At 41.6% G+C, this 15,489-nt stretch carries 18 protein-coding genes; 6 read left to right on the forward strand and 12 right to left on the reverse strand.

From position 1 onward, the window contains the following. Window positions 1–489: 489 nt before the first annotated feature. Complete coding sequence (locus J3P43_RS03830) at window positions 490–933, forward strand: lipocalin family protein (protein ID WP_255899236.1); 444 nt, start codon at window positions 490–492, stop codon at window positions 931–933. 110 nt (window positions 934–1,043) lie between these two features. Here J3P43_RS03830 and ffh read toward each other — a convergent pair whose 3' ends face one another. The 8 genes from ffh to ruvX all read right to left on the reverse strand — a co-directional run bounded on the left by ffh (window position 1,044) and on the right by ruvX (window position 7,368). Further along, complete coding sequence (ffh, locus tag J3P43_RS03835) at window positions 1,044–2,387, reverse strand: signal recognition particle protein (protein WP_255899239.1); 1,344 nt, start codon at window positions 2,385–2,387, stop codon at window positions 1,044–1,046. A 145-nt stretch (window positions 2,388–2,532) separates the two neighbouring features. Next, on the reverse strand, window positions 2,533–3,522 hold the full coding sequence (locus J3P43_RS03840; protein ID WP_255899243.1) for a DUF3078 domain-containing protein: 990 nt from the start codon (window positions 3,520–3,522) through the stop codon (window positions 2,533–2,535). 46 nt (window positions 3,523–3,568) lie between these two features. Continuing rightward, entirely contained in the window at window positions 3,569–3,892 is a 324-nt protein-coding gene (locus J3P43_RS03845) for a hypothetical protein (RefSeq protein WP_255899245.1), read from the reverse strand. Then, the gene (locus tag J3P43_RS03850; RefSeq protein WP_255899247.1) at window positions 3,889–4,650 is read right to left on the reverse strand and encodes a peptidase associated/transthyretin-like domain-containing protein; all 762 of its coding nucleotides are present in this window, start codon (window positions 4,648–4,650) and stop codon (window positions 3,889–3,891) included. Before J3P43_RS03850 ends, J3P43_RS03845 begins: the two co-directional genes overlap by 4 nt. Before the next feature lie 54 nt (window positions 4,651–4,704). Then, entirely contained in the window at window positions 4,705–5,532 is an 828-nt protein-coding gene (locus J3P43_RS03855) for a glucosaminidase domain-containing protein (protein WP_255899249.1), read from the reverse strand. A 7-nt stretch (window positions 5,533–5,539) separates the two neighbouring features. Then, the gene (locus J3P43_RS03860; protein WP_255899251.1) at window positions 5,540–6,214 is read right to left on the reverse strand and encodes a glucosaminidase domain-containing protein; all 675 of its coding nucleotides are present in this window, start codon (window positions 6,212–6,214) and stop codon (window positions 5,540–5,542) included. A 4-nt stretch (window positions 6,215–6,218) separates the two neighbouring features. Continuing rightward, on the reverse strand, window positions 6,219–6,854 hold the full coding sequence (locus J3P43_RS03865) for an O-methyltransferase (RefSeq protein ID WP_255899253.1): 636 nt from the start codon (window positions 6,852–6,854) through the stop codon (window positions 6,219–6,221). A 94-nt stretch (window positions 6,855–6,948) separates the two neighbouring features. Then, window positions 6,949–7,368 (reverse strand): Holliday junction resolvase RuvX, encoded by a 420-nt coding sequence (gene ruvX, locus J3P43_RS03870; RefSeq protein WP_255899255.1) that lies wholly within the window; start codon window positions 7,366–7,368, stop codon window positions 6,949–6,951. A gap of 129 nt (window positions 7,369–7,497) precedes the next feature. On the opposite strand from ruvX, the gene J3P43_RS03875 reads away from it, so the two are divergent. Genes J3P43_RS03875 through J3P43_RS03885 form a run of 3 tightly spaced genes read left to right on the forward strand, consistent with a single transcriptional unit; the run spans window position 7,498 to window position 10,435 of the window. Then, entirely contained in the window at window positions 7,498–8,649 is a 1,152-nt protein-coding gene (locus J3P43_RS03875) for a DNA polymerase III subunit (protein ID WP_255899257.1), read from the forward strand. After that, on the forward strand, window positions 8,650–9,963 hold the full coding sequence (locus J3P43_RS03880) for a PSP1 domain-containing protein (protein WP_255899259.1): 1,314 nt from the start codon (window positions 8,650–8,652) through the stop codon (window positions 9,961–9,963). After that, window positions 9,956–10,435, forward strand: a complete 480-nt coding sequence (locus J3P43_RS03885; RefSeq protein ID WP_465263374.1) for a gliding motility lipoprotein GldH — start codon at window positions 9,956–9,958, stop codon at window positions 10,433–10,435. The genes J3P43_RS03880 and J3P43_RS03885 overlap by 8 nt, the downstream gene beginning before the upstream one ends. A 34-nt stretch (window positions 10,436–10,469) precedes the next feature. Here the strand turns inward: J3P43_RS03885 and gldD are convergent, their stop codons facing one another. From gldD to J3P43_RS03905, 4 genes are all read right to left on the reverse strand, one after another. Beyond that, window positions 10,470–11,051, reverse strand: a complete 582-nt coding sequence (gene gldD, locus J3P43_RS03890) for a gliding motility lipoprotein GldD (RefSeq protein ID WP_255899263.1) — start codon at window positions 11,049–11,051, stop codon at window positions 10,470–10,472. Continuing rightward, on the reverse strand, window positions 11,051–11,830 hold the full coding sequence (locus J3P43_RS03895) for a shikimate dehydrogenase family protein (RefSeq protein WP_255899265.1): 780 nt from the start codon (window positions 11,828–11,830) through the stop codon (window positions 11,051–11,053). The genes gldD and J3P43_RS03895 overlap by 1 nt, the downstream gene beginning before the upstream one ends. Before the next feature lie 17 nt (window positions 11,831–11,847). Beyond that, the gene (locus tag J3P43_RS03900) at window positions 11,848–12,612 is read right to left on the reverse strand and encodes a phosphosulfolactate synthase (RefSeq protein WP_255899267.1); all 765 of its coding nucleotides are present in this window, start codon (window positions 12,610–12,612) and stop codon (window positions 11,848–11,850) included. 89 nt (window positions 12,613–12,701) lie between these two features. After that, a complete protein-coding gene (locus J3P43_RS03905) occupies window positions 12,702–14,105 on the reverse strand; it encodes a tetratricopeptide repeat protein (RefSeq protein WP_255899270.1) in 1,404 nt (467 codons plus the stop codon). Between the two features lie 281 nt (window positions 14,106–14,386). On the opposite strand from J3P43_RS03905, the gene J3P43_RS03910 reads away from it, so the two are divergent. Both J3P43_RS03910 and J3P43_RS03915 read left to right on the forward strand, forming a co-directional pair. Further along, complete coding sequence (locus J3P43_RS03910; RefSeq protein ID WP_255899273.1) at window positions 14,387–14,728, forward strand: hypothetical protein; 342 nt, start codon at window positions 14,387–14,389, stop codon at window positions 14,726–14,728. A gap of 42 nt (window positions 14,729–14,770) precedes the next feature. Continuing rightward, window positions 14,771–15,487, forward strand: a complete 717-nt coding sequence (locus J3P43_RS03915; RefSeq protein WP_255899276.1) for a peptidylprolyl isomerase — start codon at window positions 14,771–14,773, stop codon at window positions 15,485–15,487. Window positions 15,488–15,489 lie beyond the last annotated feature (2 nt).

Consider the following 15,489-nt stretch of genomic DNA (forward strand, 5'->3'; position numbering starts at 1 on the left):
CTGTTCCGATCAAATAATAGGGTTCTTTACAGCAACTTCTTAAACGGTATTGGACCGGAAGATTGGGAAACATCTCGCTAACTTACAAGACTATCAGATTCTTTAGCGATACATGATTTTTAATTAGGTCTTGTGTGTTTAGTTTTTTTTGCCTATAAAATCTGTCTCGTTCAAACAGAACTTCCCTTTAATGGTTATATAAGTACATTAAGTTTATGGAAAAAACTCTACAACAAACCCGTTTGACGTTGACGTACAAAGGCTTATAACCCATAGCGTTGACGTAAACAGTATAAGTTAAGGAAGGTTACATTTTTATCTCATCGCTCTCAGATAAAAATTCCTTATTCAATGCTGTTTAGCAAAAACTTCTAAGTTATTGCCTGAATAAGGCCGGTATGCATTGCAGCGAACGTTGTATTGGGATTCTTGTGAGCAAATTCCAGCGAAATGTTTATTAATCTATTTACAAACACTTAAAAAAAACACATGAAACGATTAAAACTTCTACTATTAGCAACTACCATTGTAGCTATTGGGCTAACAACCAGCTGCCGGAAGAAAAAGAATGAAGAAGCGCCAAAAGTTGACACTCAGGCTCAGATTGAAGCCAAGTCTAAGATTACCGGAAAATGGTTTATAAAGAAAGCCGTATTCACTTATCCAAACACGCCGGAGCCGGTAATTTATGATCACTACGACGCGACGCAGTTTTACCAATTTAGCTCGGATGGGAACCTATTAATATCATATGAGGAGAAGCAAGGCACTTTCACTTATAAATTTAGCGAGGATGCCAGCACCTTAAGTATTTTTAATCCTCATCCAAATGATGTCTATAAGGTGAAAGTGTTGACTGCAACAAATCTGGTTATCGAGAAGGAACACACTATAGATCCTATAATGACCGAAGAGATCACCCTAAGCAAATAAGTTAAAAATAAGAGGCTGACTTAAATTCATTCAGTTACTGTGCTGACCTATCGGGAATTAGTTTGGCGAAAAAGTCAAAGTCATAGCTGGTTTTTAAGACAGCCCCTTATTTATCTTTTTCCGAATGGCATTTTCGGCATGCCCTTCATCATCTTAGCCATTTGCGCCGGGTTGCTAAACTGCTTCATCACCTTCCGCATATCCTCAAATTGCTTGATTAATTTATTTACTTCAGTCAGGTTGCTTCCAGATCCTTTGGCAATTCTGGCTCTGCGGCTTTGATTAATGGTATCGGGATTTTCACGCTCAAACGGCGTCATAGAGCGGATAATAGCTTCAATAGGCTTAAAAGCATTATCATCGATATCCATGTCCTTAACCGCTTTTCCCACTCCGGGAATCATGCCCACCAGATCTTTCATATTACCCATTTTCTTAATCTGCTGGATCTGACCAAGAAAATCGTTAAAATCGAATTTATTCTTCCTTATTTTTTTCTGAAGTTCGGCAGCTTCTTTTTCGTCGAACTGCTGTTGAGCACGTTCCACAAGGGATACAACATCACCCATTCCCAGAATTCTGGAGGCCATCCTGTCCGGATAGAACACGTCGAGAGCGTCCATTTTTTCGCCGGTACCAATAAACTTGATGGGTTTATTTACAACAGATTTGATTGATAGAGCAGCTCCACCACGGGTATCACCATCAAGCTTCGTTAACACGACACCAGAAAAGTCGAGTCTGTCATTAAATGCTTTAGCCGTGTTTACCGCATCCTGACCGGTCATCGAATCTACTACGAATAGAATTTCGTGAGGATTGGTACTTTGTTTAACCGCAGCAATTTCATTCATCATTGCCTCATCGATGGCAAGGCGGCCCGCGGTATCAATAATCACCACATTGTTCCCGTTGCGTTTAGCTTCGGCAATTCCTTCCTGTGCAATCCCGACAGGATCTTTTGATTCAAGGTTAACATAAACTGGCACATCGATCTGGCCGCCTAACACCTGTAATTGGTCTATGGCAGCCGGGCGGTATACGTCGCCTGCTACTAAAAGTGGTTTTTTCCCTTTTTTCGTTTTTAAGAAATTGGCCAGTTTTCCGCTAAAAGTTGTCTTACCGGCTCCGTTTAAACCTGCTATTAATATGATGGTGGGATTTGCATTGGTTTCCAGTTCGCTGGCCGAGCCGCCCATAAGTTCGGCAAGCTCATCGTTCATTATTTTAGTAAGAAGCTGACCAGGAGAGACCGCAGTCAATACGTTTTGCCCTAAAGCTTTTTGTCTTACATCATCAGTAAAAGCTTTGGCGGTTTTATAATTTACGTCGGCATCAAGAAGGGCTTTTCTAATTTCCTTCATGGTTTCGGCCACGTTAATCTCGGTAATTGTTCCCTGCCCTTTTAGAACCTTAAATGCTCTGTCGAGTTTATCCTGTAAGTTTTCAAACATGTTTTTTCTGCTTTAAACAGCCGGCAAATTTAACGATTTTTAACCTCCTAACTAATTTATTTGTTGCAGATTGGGCTAAAATGCATACCGGGCTTTTATATCAATTAAGTTTTGGATTTCTGCCGCTCTGGCAGCGCACAAACTGTTATTTCGGAATTTTATACATGATGCCAAGAGAGAATGTCTGGCTTGCCTGAATCCGCGTGCTGGCATCATCATCATACACGGCAATTCCGGCTACGGTTACATTTACCACTTTATTGATTTTGGCCAAAAGTGTAACGTCGAGGCGCTGATCGATGCGTCGGAGCTGTTCGTAATTCGCAAACATGGAGTAACGGCTCTTTAAGCTCATATTTGTCGCAATGTCGCGTTCAAAATTGGTCACCAGCTGAAAGGCGAGCTCATTTCTGAAATTTTGTCCGGGAGTAACCCCAAAGTTTTTGGGATTGGTAAGATATAGATCTTTATCAAGTACAAACGTTTGTCTGGCTGTTCCGGTACCGATCCGCAGCCAGAATGATTTGGATGTCTTATACTCGAAACCAATGGATTCTGTGAGATACCCCGGCGACATAAACCGCGAAATAATGGTTTGTATTTCCTCACCCTCTTTATCTTTTTTGAACGAATAGCCGAGATCAAATTGGGATTCGAAATTCAGGGAACCGAAAAACGACCAGTGCTTGGAAAGCTTCAGGGCGACTTTGTTATCCCAAAAAATCCTGTCGTTGGTTTTTCGTTGTAATTGCCCTTTGTTCTTGAGTTTACCATATTGCAAGATCACTTCAGTCACAAAGTTTTTATCGTCTTTTGTGTAGTCTGCTTTAAAATTGCTTTGCGCACCAAACGCAATAGAGTTAACCCCCCCGCCCCGCCAATTTTCGCTAAAGGCCGCCTGGTTCATATTGATGCCAAAGGCTGTCCAGTTCTTCCAGTAATTAATTTTGAGTTTCAGGTCCGATTCGGCAGATTGAACTGGCAGGAGCTGTAAAGTCGGTCTTCTAACCGGAAGGATATTCTTTTTGGGATACAGCCTCAGATTCTCAAGACCGCTGGTATCAGCTTCTGTTTTCTGGGCAAGCGCTTGAAGAGATAAACAACTTAACAGGAAAAAGATCAGAATACGACACATTGTGACAAAGAAACTCAAAAATTGCGAATTTTGAAAGTTTGACCGACTAGAAGAACCTGATCCACTGGCAGTAGCTTCTTTGTGTCAGATACTCAAGGTCGGATTCTTTTGAATAAGCTTCCTTCTCAAATACGATATTGCGATATGCGCGGTCGTGGTTCAAGTAGCGCATGAGATTGTAAAAATAATGTAACAGGTAAAGAAGGTAAAAAACAACGAAAAGTAATTCGATCTGCTGGACCAGATGTATCTTTTCATGGTTAATGAATACCTTATCTTGCTTATACCGGCCTTTTTTGATCAATATAAACGGGAAAATTGCCATGCCTGCGATTGGCAGAAACGAAATACGTACGATTGGAAACTTCATTGCCCGGGTTGTGGTACCAAAGGGGGGAGTCTGTTCGCCTCCGGGTCTTTCTTATAGCGCTGAAACGTCGATTTAATATATTCAATCAAGGCGTAATCGTTTGCTGCCATTATAAAATTATACGAAGGCCGGTACTGTTGCATAAAATCCTTCAGGGATGGGCCGCTGAGGCCGGTAGTACTACCAACCAATCGGGCCGAATAGCGATAGTTAATCAACTGGTCGTGATAATCGCGTTCAATAATTTTTTGAAGATATCTTGCGTTCCTTCCTTCGCGGCTGAGCAAACTCCAAAGGGCATCAATACCTAAACCTGCGCCTCCGGTACCATTGGCGCCACCTATCTGCAGAATGTCTTTGGTACTACCCTTCCGGTATGCGTCTTTATTTTCTTCCCGGTTCCGGGCCAGTCGTTCTTGCGGGCTTAATAACGTGGTATCTGTTATCGTTACCTGGTCAAGCAAAATGCTGTTTCGCTTTAAGTAAAAGAGGATTGTCGATTCTGACCTTACCTTTATGGTGTCTACGAGGTAGCCAGGCAGTGCGGCTATTAATATATCGCCCGGAGAGGCGATGGTGGTAAATTCACCTTTACTGTTATTATAAAAACCCTTGTCGGTATTGGTATTGTAAATGTATACGCGAGACAGACGTTGCTTGCTATTTGCATCAAATACAATTCCCTGCACCTGGTTTTCCTGCGAAGAAACCTGGTAGACGTTGCAAAGAAAAATTATAAAAAGAAATGCGCGTTTCAAGCCTTAAAGCTAAGTTTCTTTGCAGAGAAAAACTGCGGTTTAACAAAAATTAACTTATTTTGAAACCAGTAAAAGCTGCCCTAGTTTTACCTCGGCGACCTGTAATGAGTTCAAAATTTTGATATCGTCAACTGTTAAACCAAAACGGCGGCTGATGGAATAAAGTGTATCACCTTGCTTCACCTCGTAGATTTTCATGGCAAGTGGTGTTTTTTCCGCATCAGTTATTGGCTTTTTAGGCTCTTCTTTTATAATCTCGGTTATTACTTTCTCCTCGCGTGTCGATTGCGCTAAGACGTTCTTTTCTGCTCTGTCATATTGATCAAGCTGATAGCGCTCGATCAGATCGATCAAAAGCTGCGCATATTTTGGATTGGTAGCATAACCAGCCTGTTTCAGACCGTGTGCCCAGCCTCTGTAGTCATTGCGGTCAAGCTGAAACAATGAAGTATAGCGGGCGCGCTTAAGAAATTCGGTATGGTCCCGATAAGACTCTTCGGCACTTTGGTACACTCTGAAACATTCGCCTGCAGCATCATCATCTTTAAGAATCGTTGGACCCGTCCAGGTAGTGTTACACTTTATACCGAAATGGTTATTGGCTTCGGTGGCAAGCGTGCTGTTGCCGCTGGCCGATTCAAGCAGGCCCTGGGCAAGTGTAATGCTGGCAGGGATACCGCTTTTTAGCATTTCTTCGATTGCGATTCCTTTATACTGCTCTATGTATTGGAGCGATGTAAGGTTTTTAGTTAGTGTGTTTGTTTTGAAAACCTTAACCGGCTCCCTGGTGGGCTTACTGGTTTCTTTCTTTACAATTACTGCTTTGGTTGTTGTACAGGACATTGAGAGCGCCGCACAAGCTATTAAAATATAAATCCTCATCAAATCTTTAAAAATACAATTGCTGCCCTATCGAGAGCATCGATGTTTTTAATCCGTTTTTTTGTTTAATCGCTTCTACAGATGTTTTAAAGCGTTTAGCTATAAGTTGCAGAGTGTCGCCTTTTTTTACGGAGTACACTACCGTTTTGTTTCCTTTATTATCCTCATTCTGAGACGTTTTTTGTTCTGCAAAGATCATTGGACTGCCTGCCGAATCAAATTCGTACAGCTTATATGTTTTTATGATGGCCATTACCTGACTTGCCCAGGTTCCGCTGGCGGCGTACCCGCCTCTTTGAATGCCGTAAACCCAGCTTTTATAGTCGTTTATGGGGTATCGTGTAAACAAACCCGAAAATCTTCTTTTTAACAGGCCGGCGAAGTCTGTGTATGACTGATCTACGCTTTCATATCCTTTGTAGGCCGATTTGATGGGTTTGGGGCCACTTTTGCCTTTCATTCCAAAGTGATTGTTCAAATTTCGGGCTATTTTACTGTTTCCACTGGCAGATTCGTGTATGGCTATGCCAAGTACAATGCTTGCTGGAATTCCATATTCATTCATTGTACGTATAGCAGCTTCTTTGTATAACTCAACGTATTTTCTTGCTGCCGACTGTGCTGATGCTGTTATGCTGATGCATAATACTGATAAGCAAATGATTAGAGTTTTTTTAATCATGATTTTACAGTTTACGGATTATGAATAAACCATCGCGCACTGGAAGAATTAACTTTTCTGTACGGTGGTCGTTAGTTACTCTGTGGTTAAATTGGCGAATGTTTTCAGTGTCTTTGTCATTCGCATCCGAAGTGATCTTTCCACTCCATAGTACATTGTCTACTATGATGAGGCCGCCCTTTCTTACTTTATCAAATACTAAATCATAATAAGTCTGATTGTTCTTTTTGTCTGCATCGATAAATACAATATCGAAGGTTTCGTCTAATTCCGGAATGATTTTTGTCGCATTCCCGATGTGATATTTTATTTTGGTGTTGAAACGTGAAGTGTTGAAAAATTGTTTCACACGGTCTTCAAGTTCCTCGTTGATGTCTATTGTGTGGATGATGCCTTCTTCGCTTAATCCTTCAGCAAGACACAAGGTGGCGTATCCCGTGTAGGTTCCGATTTCAAGTATACGGGAAGGAGAGGTGATTTTGCTTAAAAAACTTAGGACACGACCCTGGTAATGCCCTGAAAGCATTCTCGGCATAGGTACCTTTAAATGCGTTTCACGGTTTATGTATCTCAGCAGCTCCGGTTCGGGTTCACAATTCTGCTCGAGATAGGTCTGCAGTCCCTCGGTAAGCAGTTCCATCGGCCGCAAATATATGACTTTTCACCTCGCGACCAAGTAAAAATTTTACAAAACGCTGATTATCAAGCTAGAACGAAAATTGCTTTCTTCTGAATTAAGAACTTTGTTTTATCTGAAGGTAGTATTGGAGGATGATAGTAGCCGAAATGGTATCAATACGTTCCTTGTTTTGCCGGTCAGATTTTTTAAAGCCGCTTTGAGCGATAGTAGCGGAGGCCATTTTGGAAGTGAATCGCTCGTCTACAAGTTCAATCTTAATTTGGGGGAAGTTTTTTTTCAAGGTTGTAACAAATCCCTTTACGTGCTGAGCTGATTGCGAGGGACTTCCGTCCATTTGCTTTGGTTCACCCACCACAAAGCACTCCAGCTCTTCTGCCGCCAGATATTTTTTTAAAAATTCAACGATATCTTTTGGATGAATAGTAGTGAGGCCGGTGGCTATAATCTGAAGGGGATCGGTGACGGCTATACCAATTCGCTTAGTGCCATAATCAAAAGCCATTATTCTGGACATGGAGTGAGATATGAGATTTGAGACATTAGATTTGAGAGAATCAGAGTATAGCTAGAATGCGTGAGTCTCACATCTCAAATCTAACATCTCATATCTATTTCCTCAAATCTATTTCCTATTTTGCAACCTATGCAGTTTTCTGAGATTGTAGGCCAGCACGCGGTGAAACAACATCTTATTCAGTCGGTTCTTGAGAACAGGGTTAGTCATGCTCAACTGTTTTTATCACCCGAAGGTTCGGGTGGCTTACCTCTGGCATTGGCTTATGCGCAATTCATTTCCTGCCAGAACCGTTTGCCGGATGATAGCTGCGGGGAATGTTCGTCTTGCAGAAAATATAAAAAGCTCATCCATCCCGATTTACATTTTTCATATCCTTTCTTCGCTAAACATAAGGATGATACTTCCTTAAGCTTTATCGAAGAATGGCGTGAGGCATTTCTTTCCAACCCTTATCTAAGTCTTGACGAGTGGCGAAGCCAGGTCGAAGCAGAAAATAAGCAAGCCAATATCAATATTGCCGAATGCCATCAGATTATAAAAAAACTTAGTATGAAGCAATTTGAAGCTGAGTACAAAGTTTTGATTATGTGGCTGCCCGAATATCTGGATAAAGCTGGTAACACCTTGTTGAAGCTGATTGAAGAGCCACCACACAAGACATTGTTCTTATTAGTTGCCCAAAATCAGGATCAGATTCTCAATACAATTTTATCCAGAACTCAGCTTGTTAAGGTTCAGCGCTTGTCTGATAAAGATATTACAGAGTATTTGGTAGAAAAAAAGGGGTTTAGTGAAGAGCAGGCAGCCAGGATCGCTTATTTAAGTGAAGGAAATCTTCAAACAGCGTTGACCTTAAGTGCTGAAGAGGGCAACAACAACTTTGGTGTTTTTTCGGATTGGCTGAGGATGTGTTTTTCTAATAAGGGTATGCAGGTGATTGATTTTGCAGAGAATGCGGCCCGATTTGGGCGCGAAAATCAAAAAAACCTGCTTAAGTATGGCATCAAACTTCTGCGCGAGTCGATGATGGTTTTATCAGGTGCAGAACATCTTGTGCATCTTCCTGGTAATGAAAAGGAATTTGTTGTTAACTTTAGTGCCACGCTAACTATGGCAAAAGCCGAATCAATTATCAACGAGCTCGAAAAAGCTCACTATCATATAGAGAGGAATGCAAATCCTAAAATCTTATTTTTAGATGTATCTTTGCAGTTTATAAAGATTTTAAAGTTTAATACGCTTCCGCTGGTTGGCGGAACTCAACATATATATAACTAAATGGGATGTGGTTCATGTTCAACGGGCGGATGTACGCCTGCTGGCTGCAAAAGTAACGGCTCGTGCCTTACTAACGGTTGCAGCAAACTAGATGTTTACGACTGGCTGTCGCATATGGACATGCCATCTAACTATAAAGCTTTCAACATCGTTGAAGTCAAATTTAAAGGTTCAAGGAAGGATTTTTATATCAATCATGAGAACCTGTACCTCGAAAACGGCGAGCTGGTAGTTACCGAAACGGCTACCGGGGGTTATGATATCGGCCATATTTCTCTTACCGGAGAGCTGGTCCGTATACAGATCAAGAAGAAGCATATGCGACTGGATGATATCGCCAAAAAAATAATTCGCCGTGCTACCCCTGCCGACGTAGATAAGTGGAAAGCAGCAAAGGATCTGGAATGGGAAACCATGCACAAGGCTCGTACCCTGGCTATAGCGCTGGGACTTTCTATGAAACTAAGCGACGTGGATTATCAAGGCGATAAAACCAAAGCTACCTTCTATTATACCGCCGAAGGTCGCGTTGATTTTCGCGAGCTGATCAAGAAGATGGCTGAAACCTTCCGGATAAGGATTGAGATGCGCCAGATTGGAATGCGCCAGGAAGCCAGCCGCTTAGGCGGAATTGGATCCTGCGGGCGCGAGTTATGCTGTTCTACCTGGTTAACCGATTTTAAAACAGTGTCAACTTCTGCGGCCCGGTATCAGAATCTATCGCTTAACACACTGAAATTAGCCGGACAATGCGGGAAGCTGAAATGCTGCCTTAATTACGAGCTCGACACTTATATGGATGCTCTGAGGGACATCCCTGATGAAGTGGAAAGGCTTGAAACCGTTAAGGGTACTGCAAGGCTGCAAAAAACTGATATTTTCAAACGTTTAATGTGGTTTAGTTATCCGAAGGAAGAGAACTGGATTCCGGTAGAGATTAAACGGGTTAAAGAAATTCAAAAGCTGAACCGGGAGGGTATAAAGCCCGAGGATTTGCGCGACGAAGCGGTTGACTTACAGGCAGCGCCAGTGTCTAAAGTTCTGGATTATGAGAACGTGGTGGGGCAGGATAGTATTACCCGGCTGGATGAAAGAAGGAATAATAATAACCGCAAGAAAAAGAAAAAGAGCGGAGGAGGCGGCCGGCCACAGCCTGAAGGTGCACCAGCGGCAAAATCGGCTGATACAAATGTGGTAGCCGAAGGTGTGGTGAAGGCAGAAGGAACCAATCAGCCGAATCAACAAAATAGAAACCGTAATCGTAATAAACGCCGATTTAACAACAATAACAACAAGCCGAAGCCGAATGAATAGGTCGATTGCTGTTTTAAGGTTAATGATTTCTTTATTTGTGGTCGCGGCTCTTCAGGGCTGCACAGATAATGCTGTAATAGACGTTAATCATGAGATTAGCAACCGGAGGTGGAGTTATATCAAGAAAGTGTCTATCCCGGTTAAGATCGAGGACAATAGTAAGGCCTACAACGTTTATATGAATTTGCGCCATACTGCAGATTACCGATATTCCAACATCTTTGTATTGATTCATCAGAGATCGCCCGACGGGAAGAAAGTTACCGAGCGTAAAGAATTTCAGTTGGCCTATCCCGACGGTGAATGGCTGGGTAGCGGATCGGGTAATCTCTATACCTACCAGTTGCTGTTTAAAGAGCGATATCGTTTCCCTTCTCCCGGAACTTATATTTTTGAGTTTGAGCAAAATATGAGGGATAATCCTTTGCGGGAAGTGCGGGATGTTGGGATACGGGTGGAGCCAGCGGAATAGTAAAAGATTCCTTCTCAACAAGGCTGAAAAAAACTCAATTCTTCCACCTAAAAGACTTGATCAAAACATCAATATCCTTCTTTACAAAATCCAAAACTGGTTGTATCGAATCCTGGCGGGGCTGCTCATGAAAGTACAGTGCGCCACGTAAATAGTTTTTGGTACTATCCGTTAGAAAGAATTGGATAGACGAGGCGGTGTTTCCCTTGATGGTATAATAGATGCCGTAAACCCTGTGGTCGGGGTAATTAATATAGGCTTCATCAATCGCGGTAGCTTTAACGGTATGTGTAAAGGCAAGTTTTCGGGCGTCTTCCACAAGAGCATTAAAAGTCTCTGTCGACGTAAATGGCTGGTAGCTTAAATGAATCCGGCTATTAAACTGCGGGAAGGCTACATTTAACCAGCACGGCCGGGCATTTTTTGAACTATCGGCAAATACGGAGGCATAAACGGGGTAGTCAAACGTGTAGTTACAGGTCCCCTCATATTTCTGATAGGCCTTTTCCGGCAGGTCTATTTTAAAGTATCCTCTCGGTTTCGGCGTATAATCTCCACCAGAAAAACATCCCGTAAGGATGATAGCTATCAGGCATATGGAGAAAATATATTTCATTAGTTATTCCAGATTTCCCAGGCTTTTTCTGCCTGAAGATAAAGCATTTCCTCGCCATTTTTTATGGTGGCTCCGCTTTCTCTGCCCCGTTTTAAGAATTCAGTCTCGGCAGGGTTATAAACCAGGTCGTATAATACATGCCGGTCTGTGATGTATTCATAAGGAATTGCCGGACAGGATGAAATATCTGGTGCCATCCCAAGCGGAGTGGTATTTATGATCAACAGGCTCTCTTTCATCAACTGCTGGTTGAGCTGCGCATAGTTGATTTGTCTGCGGGTAGCTTTCCTGGATACGATGGTGAAATCAATGTTTAATTTATCCAGCACATAGGTTACTGCTCTGGCTGCTCCGCCATTTCCGAGCACCAGGGCTTTGTTGTGATACTTTTTAAGCAGTGGCTTTAACGAAGCTTCGAAGCCATATGCATCTGTGTTATGACCCTCAAGTCTAACCTTCATCGAGGTAATTTCACCTGTAAAAAAAGATTCGACCGGCTTTTGCTTGATTATCTTTATGCAGTTAACGGCATCAATAGCTTTGGCTTCGGGTGTAACTTTATCAAGATAATACATTATCCCGATTTTATGAGGAATAGTTACGTTTAGTCCGCATAAATCTGGATTGGCCGTGATTAAGCTTTGAACATCGCTAATATTTTCAAGCGGAAAAAGCTCATATGAGCAATCTGTCAAGCCCTCACGTTCAAACTTCTCGGTAAAATATTTTTTCGAAAATGAATGTCCTAATGGGAATCCGATCAATCCAAACTTCTTCATTGCCTTTCCGGATAAAATTATAATGTACCGAGGAAGTGATTAAATGTGTCGCCCCGCAAACCTAAACGAATAGTTTCCAATGGAATAACCTCTGCCGGGGCAATATTTCCCAGATTAACGTTAGCACCTATTAATTTGATGAACCAAACCTGCTGGTCTTTCTGAGGTGCTTCCCAGATAATCTTCTCTTGTGGAATCTGGGTTAAAATTTCGTCGATCAATCCCTCTCTTACTTCCCCGGAATCGCGGTAGATACCAACGTTCCCACCCTCTCTTGATTCTGCGATCAATTTCCATGAACCCGCTTCAAGTTCGGCATTCATCAGCTTGATCCATTTATATGGAGCAAATATCTTTTGCGCATCCTTAGACCCTACTTCCGATATTACAGTAACTTGCTCGCTCAGTTTGCTGATATATTCACATTTCACCTCGTGTGGGATATCAATAGATCCATCTGATACTTCGGCGAACTTCATACCAAACTTATCCAGCGTACGGCGGTAATCGTCAAATTGATTGCGAATTATAAATGCTTCAAAAAGTGTCCCGCCGAAATATACGGGGATATTAGCGTCGTTATAGACCTTAAGCTTATCAACAAGATTTGGTGTAACAAAGGAAGTAGACCATCCTAGCTTAACAATATCGCTGTGCGGGCCTGCGACTTCTAAAAAATTTTCAACTTCCCTGATACTTAAGCCCTTGTCCATAACCATGGTTATCCCATTATCACGTGGCTTTAACGTACGCTGAGGAATGTCGTTTAAACTATAATTCATATTTATCGCGAATCTCAAAAAAAAATCCAATCCCGGATTTGCGCCCAAAGGTATTGGATTTCTTTTATACTTTAAATATTAATGCTCAATCAGAGCAAGTACTTGTTAATTACATCAACAATTATTTTGTTGTTCTGTAGTTGCGGTAAATATTCAAAAAGGATCTCGTGTTTCGACGGATCGATCTTTAATGCCAGTTCCAGAAAGTTCAGCGCTTCTTTGGACTGGCCGTCAGCAAATAAGTAAGCTACCATTCGATAATAGAGCTCGGCTGCATCGGGATTGTTTTTTATCGCGTCAGAAATGGTTTCGATAGCGCCGATAAGATTATTTTGCTCATATAAAATAGAGGAGTAATCAAGCCAGGCCTCTACGTCAAGAGGATTGAACTCTAACACCTTTTCATAAGCTTTTTCGGATTCTTCGAGTTTTCCTAATTTATATTGTGCATCCGCGATAGCAAACCAGTAATCAGGGTTTTTGTCGTCAAGAGCCAGTGCTTTTTTGTAAAAATGTAAGGCCTCAAAGTTCCTGTCTTCGAAATCGAGCGTAACGCCAATACCAAACCACGCGTCTGCAAGCTTAGGATCAAGCTTTACAGCTTTTTTGTAATAAGAGCGGGCTTCTTCCATCTGTTCAAGCTTCTCATAACATTCGCCAATAGCGCAATATGTGTCTGCGTTAGGCGGTTCGTATTCAAAAGTTTGTTTATAGACTTCAATAGCTTCGGTAAATTTATCCAAATGCACCAGGCAGTTTCCTTTATTGAAGTAAGCCGATGAAAAGTTTTCCTTTATTAGGATAGCATAATCGTAGGCATCAATTCCTTTCTCGTAAAGGCCCATTTTATGATAGGCATTCCCAAGGTTGTACCAGGCAGCATACGAATAAGGCTCCGTGTCGATATACTGGTGGTAAAACTGGATGCTTTCTTCCTGCTTATCCAATACATCATAACAAAAAGCAAGTTCGTACAACGCGTCCTGGTTTTCCATGTTTTGCTCCAGGCATTTTTTAAGGTAAGAGATAGCGTTCTCATACTCACCCATATTCTGGAAAACAAGTGCAATTTGCAGCAAGATATCATCTGTGTGCTCGGCTAATTCCAGTGCTTTCTGGTAATTCTGCAGTGCCTCCTCATGGCGCTCGAGTGCTTCGAAAATATTTCCCCTGATAATATAAATATCCGCTTCAGAGGGTTCGAGTGTTTCGGCCTTCCGAAGTGCTTCGAAAGCTGTGTCGAGCTGGTTGGTAACTACAAAAAGCTGTGCCTGCTTTATAAAGAAAACTGCAGCAAAAGGGTGCTGATTGACCGCATATTCTACCACCTGAAGTGCTTTAATAGGGTCGTTTTTCTCTATATAATAATCGATTATATTTTCAAAGGCCTGTGCATCAAAAAAATACTGATCCTGATTCCGGATCATTTCCTCATATCTTTCTACTGAAAATTTAGGATCTTCAGAGAACTCAAATTCAAAATCTTCTTCCATTCAACAAAAGTTAAGAACAATCCTGAGAGCAGGTAATAAAAGAACCCCAAAACTTAGGCTCGGTTTTTAAACCACTATTAAATTAGCTTTTAACCTAATTAAGCATTTAATTATTTATCAACATATTCCGAACTGTTAGATAAAATAATTGAAACACTATTAATAGCGATATAATTTAAAGTGAATAAGTTTTCTGTTACCAGTGTGTTCTTTAAATTAAATATACAAAAACTCAGCCAAGAATCCTACTTAAGAATCTGCTTAAGTATCTTTGCAGAATTATGACGCCAGCAGAAATAAATATTAAATGGAAAGCCTTACAAGAGCAAATCGCGAGGGATTTTGATTCTGAAGAACCCGACTTAAAAGTGATGCTGTTTTTGATTGGTGTACAGGAACTGGGAAAAGGGCCCCGCAAATTTTCAAAACGTCAGAAAGAAGAGCTGATGCACATTGCTAACTGCCGGTTATTTAGTGAAATGGGCTTTTATGAGCTTGAGGGCCTTGATCAAGATGGCTGGCCACACTGGAAACTGGCTAAACCAATTCCTAATTATACCTTACTTGAACAAGAGATGATCCTGAAGTCGCTGGTTATAAACTACTTTGAAGAAAATACCTGATCCCGGATTTTTACGTTTCTAATCCACACACAATAAATACAAATGAAAAGGCTTTTATTACTGATTTTATTTTTTTCTGCCACTTTAGCATATGCTGCCAAACCAAAGACGTACTACGTTCGGATTAAATCTGATAAAGGTGAATCAATTGTGCGGCTGTATAACGAAACACCGAAACATCGCGACAACTTCGTAAAGCTGGTTAAGAGGGGGTTTTATAACGGCACATTATTCCATCGGGTGATTAAAGATTTCATGATTCAGGGTGGCGACCCGGATTCAAAAGGAGCCGCTCCGGGCGTAATGCTTGGCAACGGAGGTTTGCCTTATACTGTTCAAGCTGAGTTTAACCCGTCGTTATTTCATAAAAAGGGAGTATTGGCCGCAGCCAGAGATGATAATCCAGCTAAAGCGTCGAGTTCAACACAGTTCTATTTAGTTCAGGGGCAGGTGTTCAGCGATGCCAAGCTGGATGAGATAGAGAAGTTTAGGCTCCAGGGAAGAAAGATACCTCAAAGTCACCGGGAGGCGTACAAAACCATCGGCGGCACTCCTCATCTGGATCAGAATTATACCGTTTTTGGCGAAATTGTGAAAGGCGTTGAACAATTGGATGCTATTACCGCTGTTGCTACCGATTCAAATAACCGGCCGGTTTCTGATGTGAAAATGCAAATCACTCTGTTAAAAAAACGCGAAGTGAAAAAACTCGAGAAAGAGCTGATTAAGGCATCTTTCAAGAAAAAACTTATCATGTAGGC

The organism is Paradesertivirga mongoliensis (genome assembly GCF_024436395.1).
Classification (GTDB): Bacteria; Bacteroidota; Bacteroidia; order Sphingobacteriales; family Sphingobacteriaceae; genus Paradesertivirga; species Paradesertivirga mongoliensis.

Coding starts and splice junctions, on each gene's coding strand:
- J3P43_RS03830 (WP_255899236.1), top strand. CDS start 490: ATGAAACGATTAAAACTTCTACTATTAGCAACTACCATTGTAGCTATT.
- ffh (WP_255899239.1), bottom strand. CDS start 2,387: ATGTTTGAAAACTTACAGGATAAACTCGACAGAGCATTTAAGGTTCTA.
- J3P43_RS03840 (WP_255899243.1), bottom strand. CDS start 3,522: ATGTGTCGTATTCTGATCTTTTTCCTGTTAAGTTGTTTATCTCTTCAA.
- J3P43_RS03845 (WP_255899245.1), bottom strand. CDS start 3,892: ATGAAGTTTCCAATCGTACGTATTTCGTTTCTGCCAATCGCAGGCATG.
- J3P43_RS03855 (WP_255899249.1), bottom strand. CDS start 5,532: ATGAGGATTTATATTTTAATAGCTTGTGCGGCGCTCTCAATGTCCTGT.
- J3P43_RS03860 (WP_255899251.1), bottom strand. CDS start 6,214: ATGATTAAAAAAACTCTAATCATTTGCTTATCAGTATTATGCATCAGC.
- J3P43_RS03865 (WP_255899253.1), bottom strand. CDS start 6,854: ATGGAACTGCTTACCGAGGGACTGCAGACCTATCTCGAGCAGAATTGT.
- ruvX (WP_255899255.1), bottom strand. CDS start 7,368: ATGTCCAGAATAATGGCTTTTGATTATGGCACTAAGCGAATTGGTATA.
- J3P43_RS03875 (WP_255899257.1), top strand. CDS start 7,498: ATGCAGTTTTCTGAGATTGTAGGCCAGCACGCGGTGAAACAACATCTT.
- J3P43_RS03880 (WP_255899259.1), top strand. CDS start 8,650: ATGGGATGTGGTTCATGTTCAACGGGCGGATGTACGCCTGCTGGCTGC.
- J3P43_RS03885 (WP_465263374.1), top strand. CDS start 9,956: ATGAATAGGTCGATTGCTGTTTTAAGGTTAATGATTTCTTTATTTGTG.
- gldD (WP_255899263.1), bottom strand. CDS start 11,051: ATGAAATATATTTTCTCCATATGCCTGATAGCTATCATCCTTACGGGA.
- J3P43_RS03895 (WP_255899265.1), bottom strand. CDS start 11,830: ATGAAGAAGTTTGGATTGATCGGATTCCCATTAGGACATTCATTTTCG.
- J3P43_RS03900 (WP_255899267.1), bottom strand. CDS start 12,612: ATGAATTATAGTTTAAACGACATTCCTCAGCGTACGTTAAAGCCACGT.
- J3P43_RS03905 (WP_255899270.1), bottom strand. CDS start 14,105: ATGGAAGAAGATTTTGAATTTGAGTTCTCTGAAGATCCTAAATTTTCA.
- J3P43_RS03910 (WP_255899273.1), top strand. CDS start 14,387: ATGACGCCAGCAGAAATAAATATTAAATGGAAAGCCTTACAAGAGCAA.
- J3P43_RS03915 (WP_255899276.1), top strand. CDS start 14,771: ATGAAAAGGCTTTTATTACTGATTTTATTTTTTTCTGCCACTTTAGCA.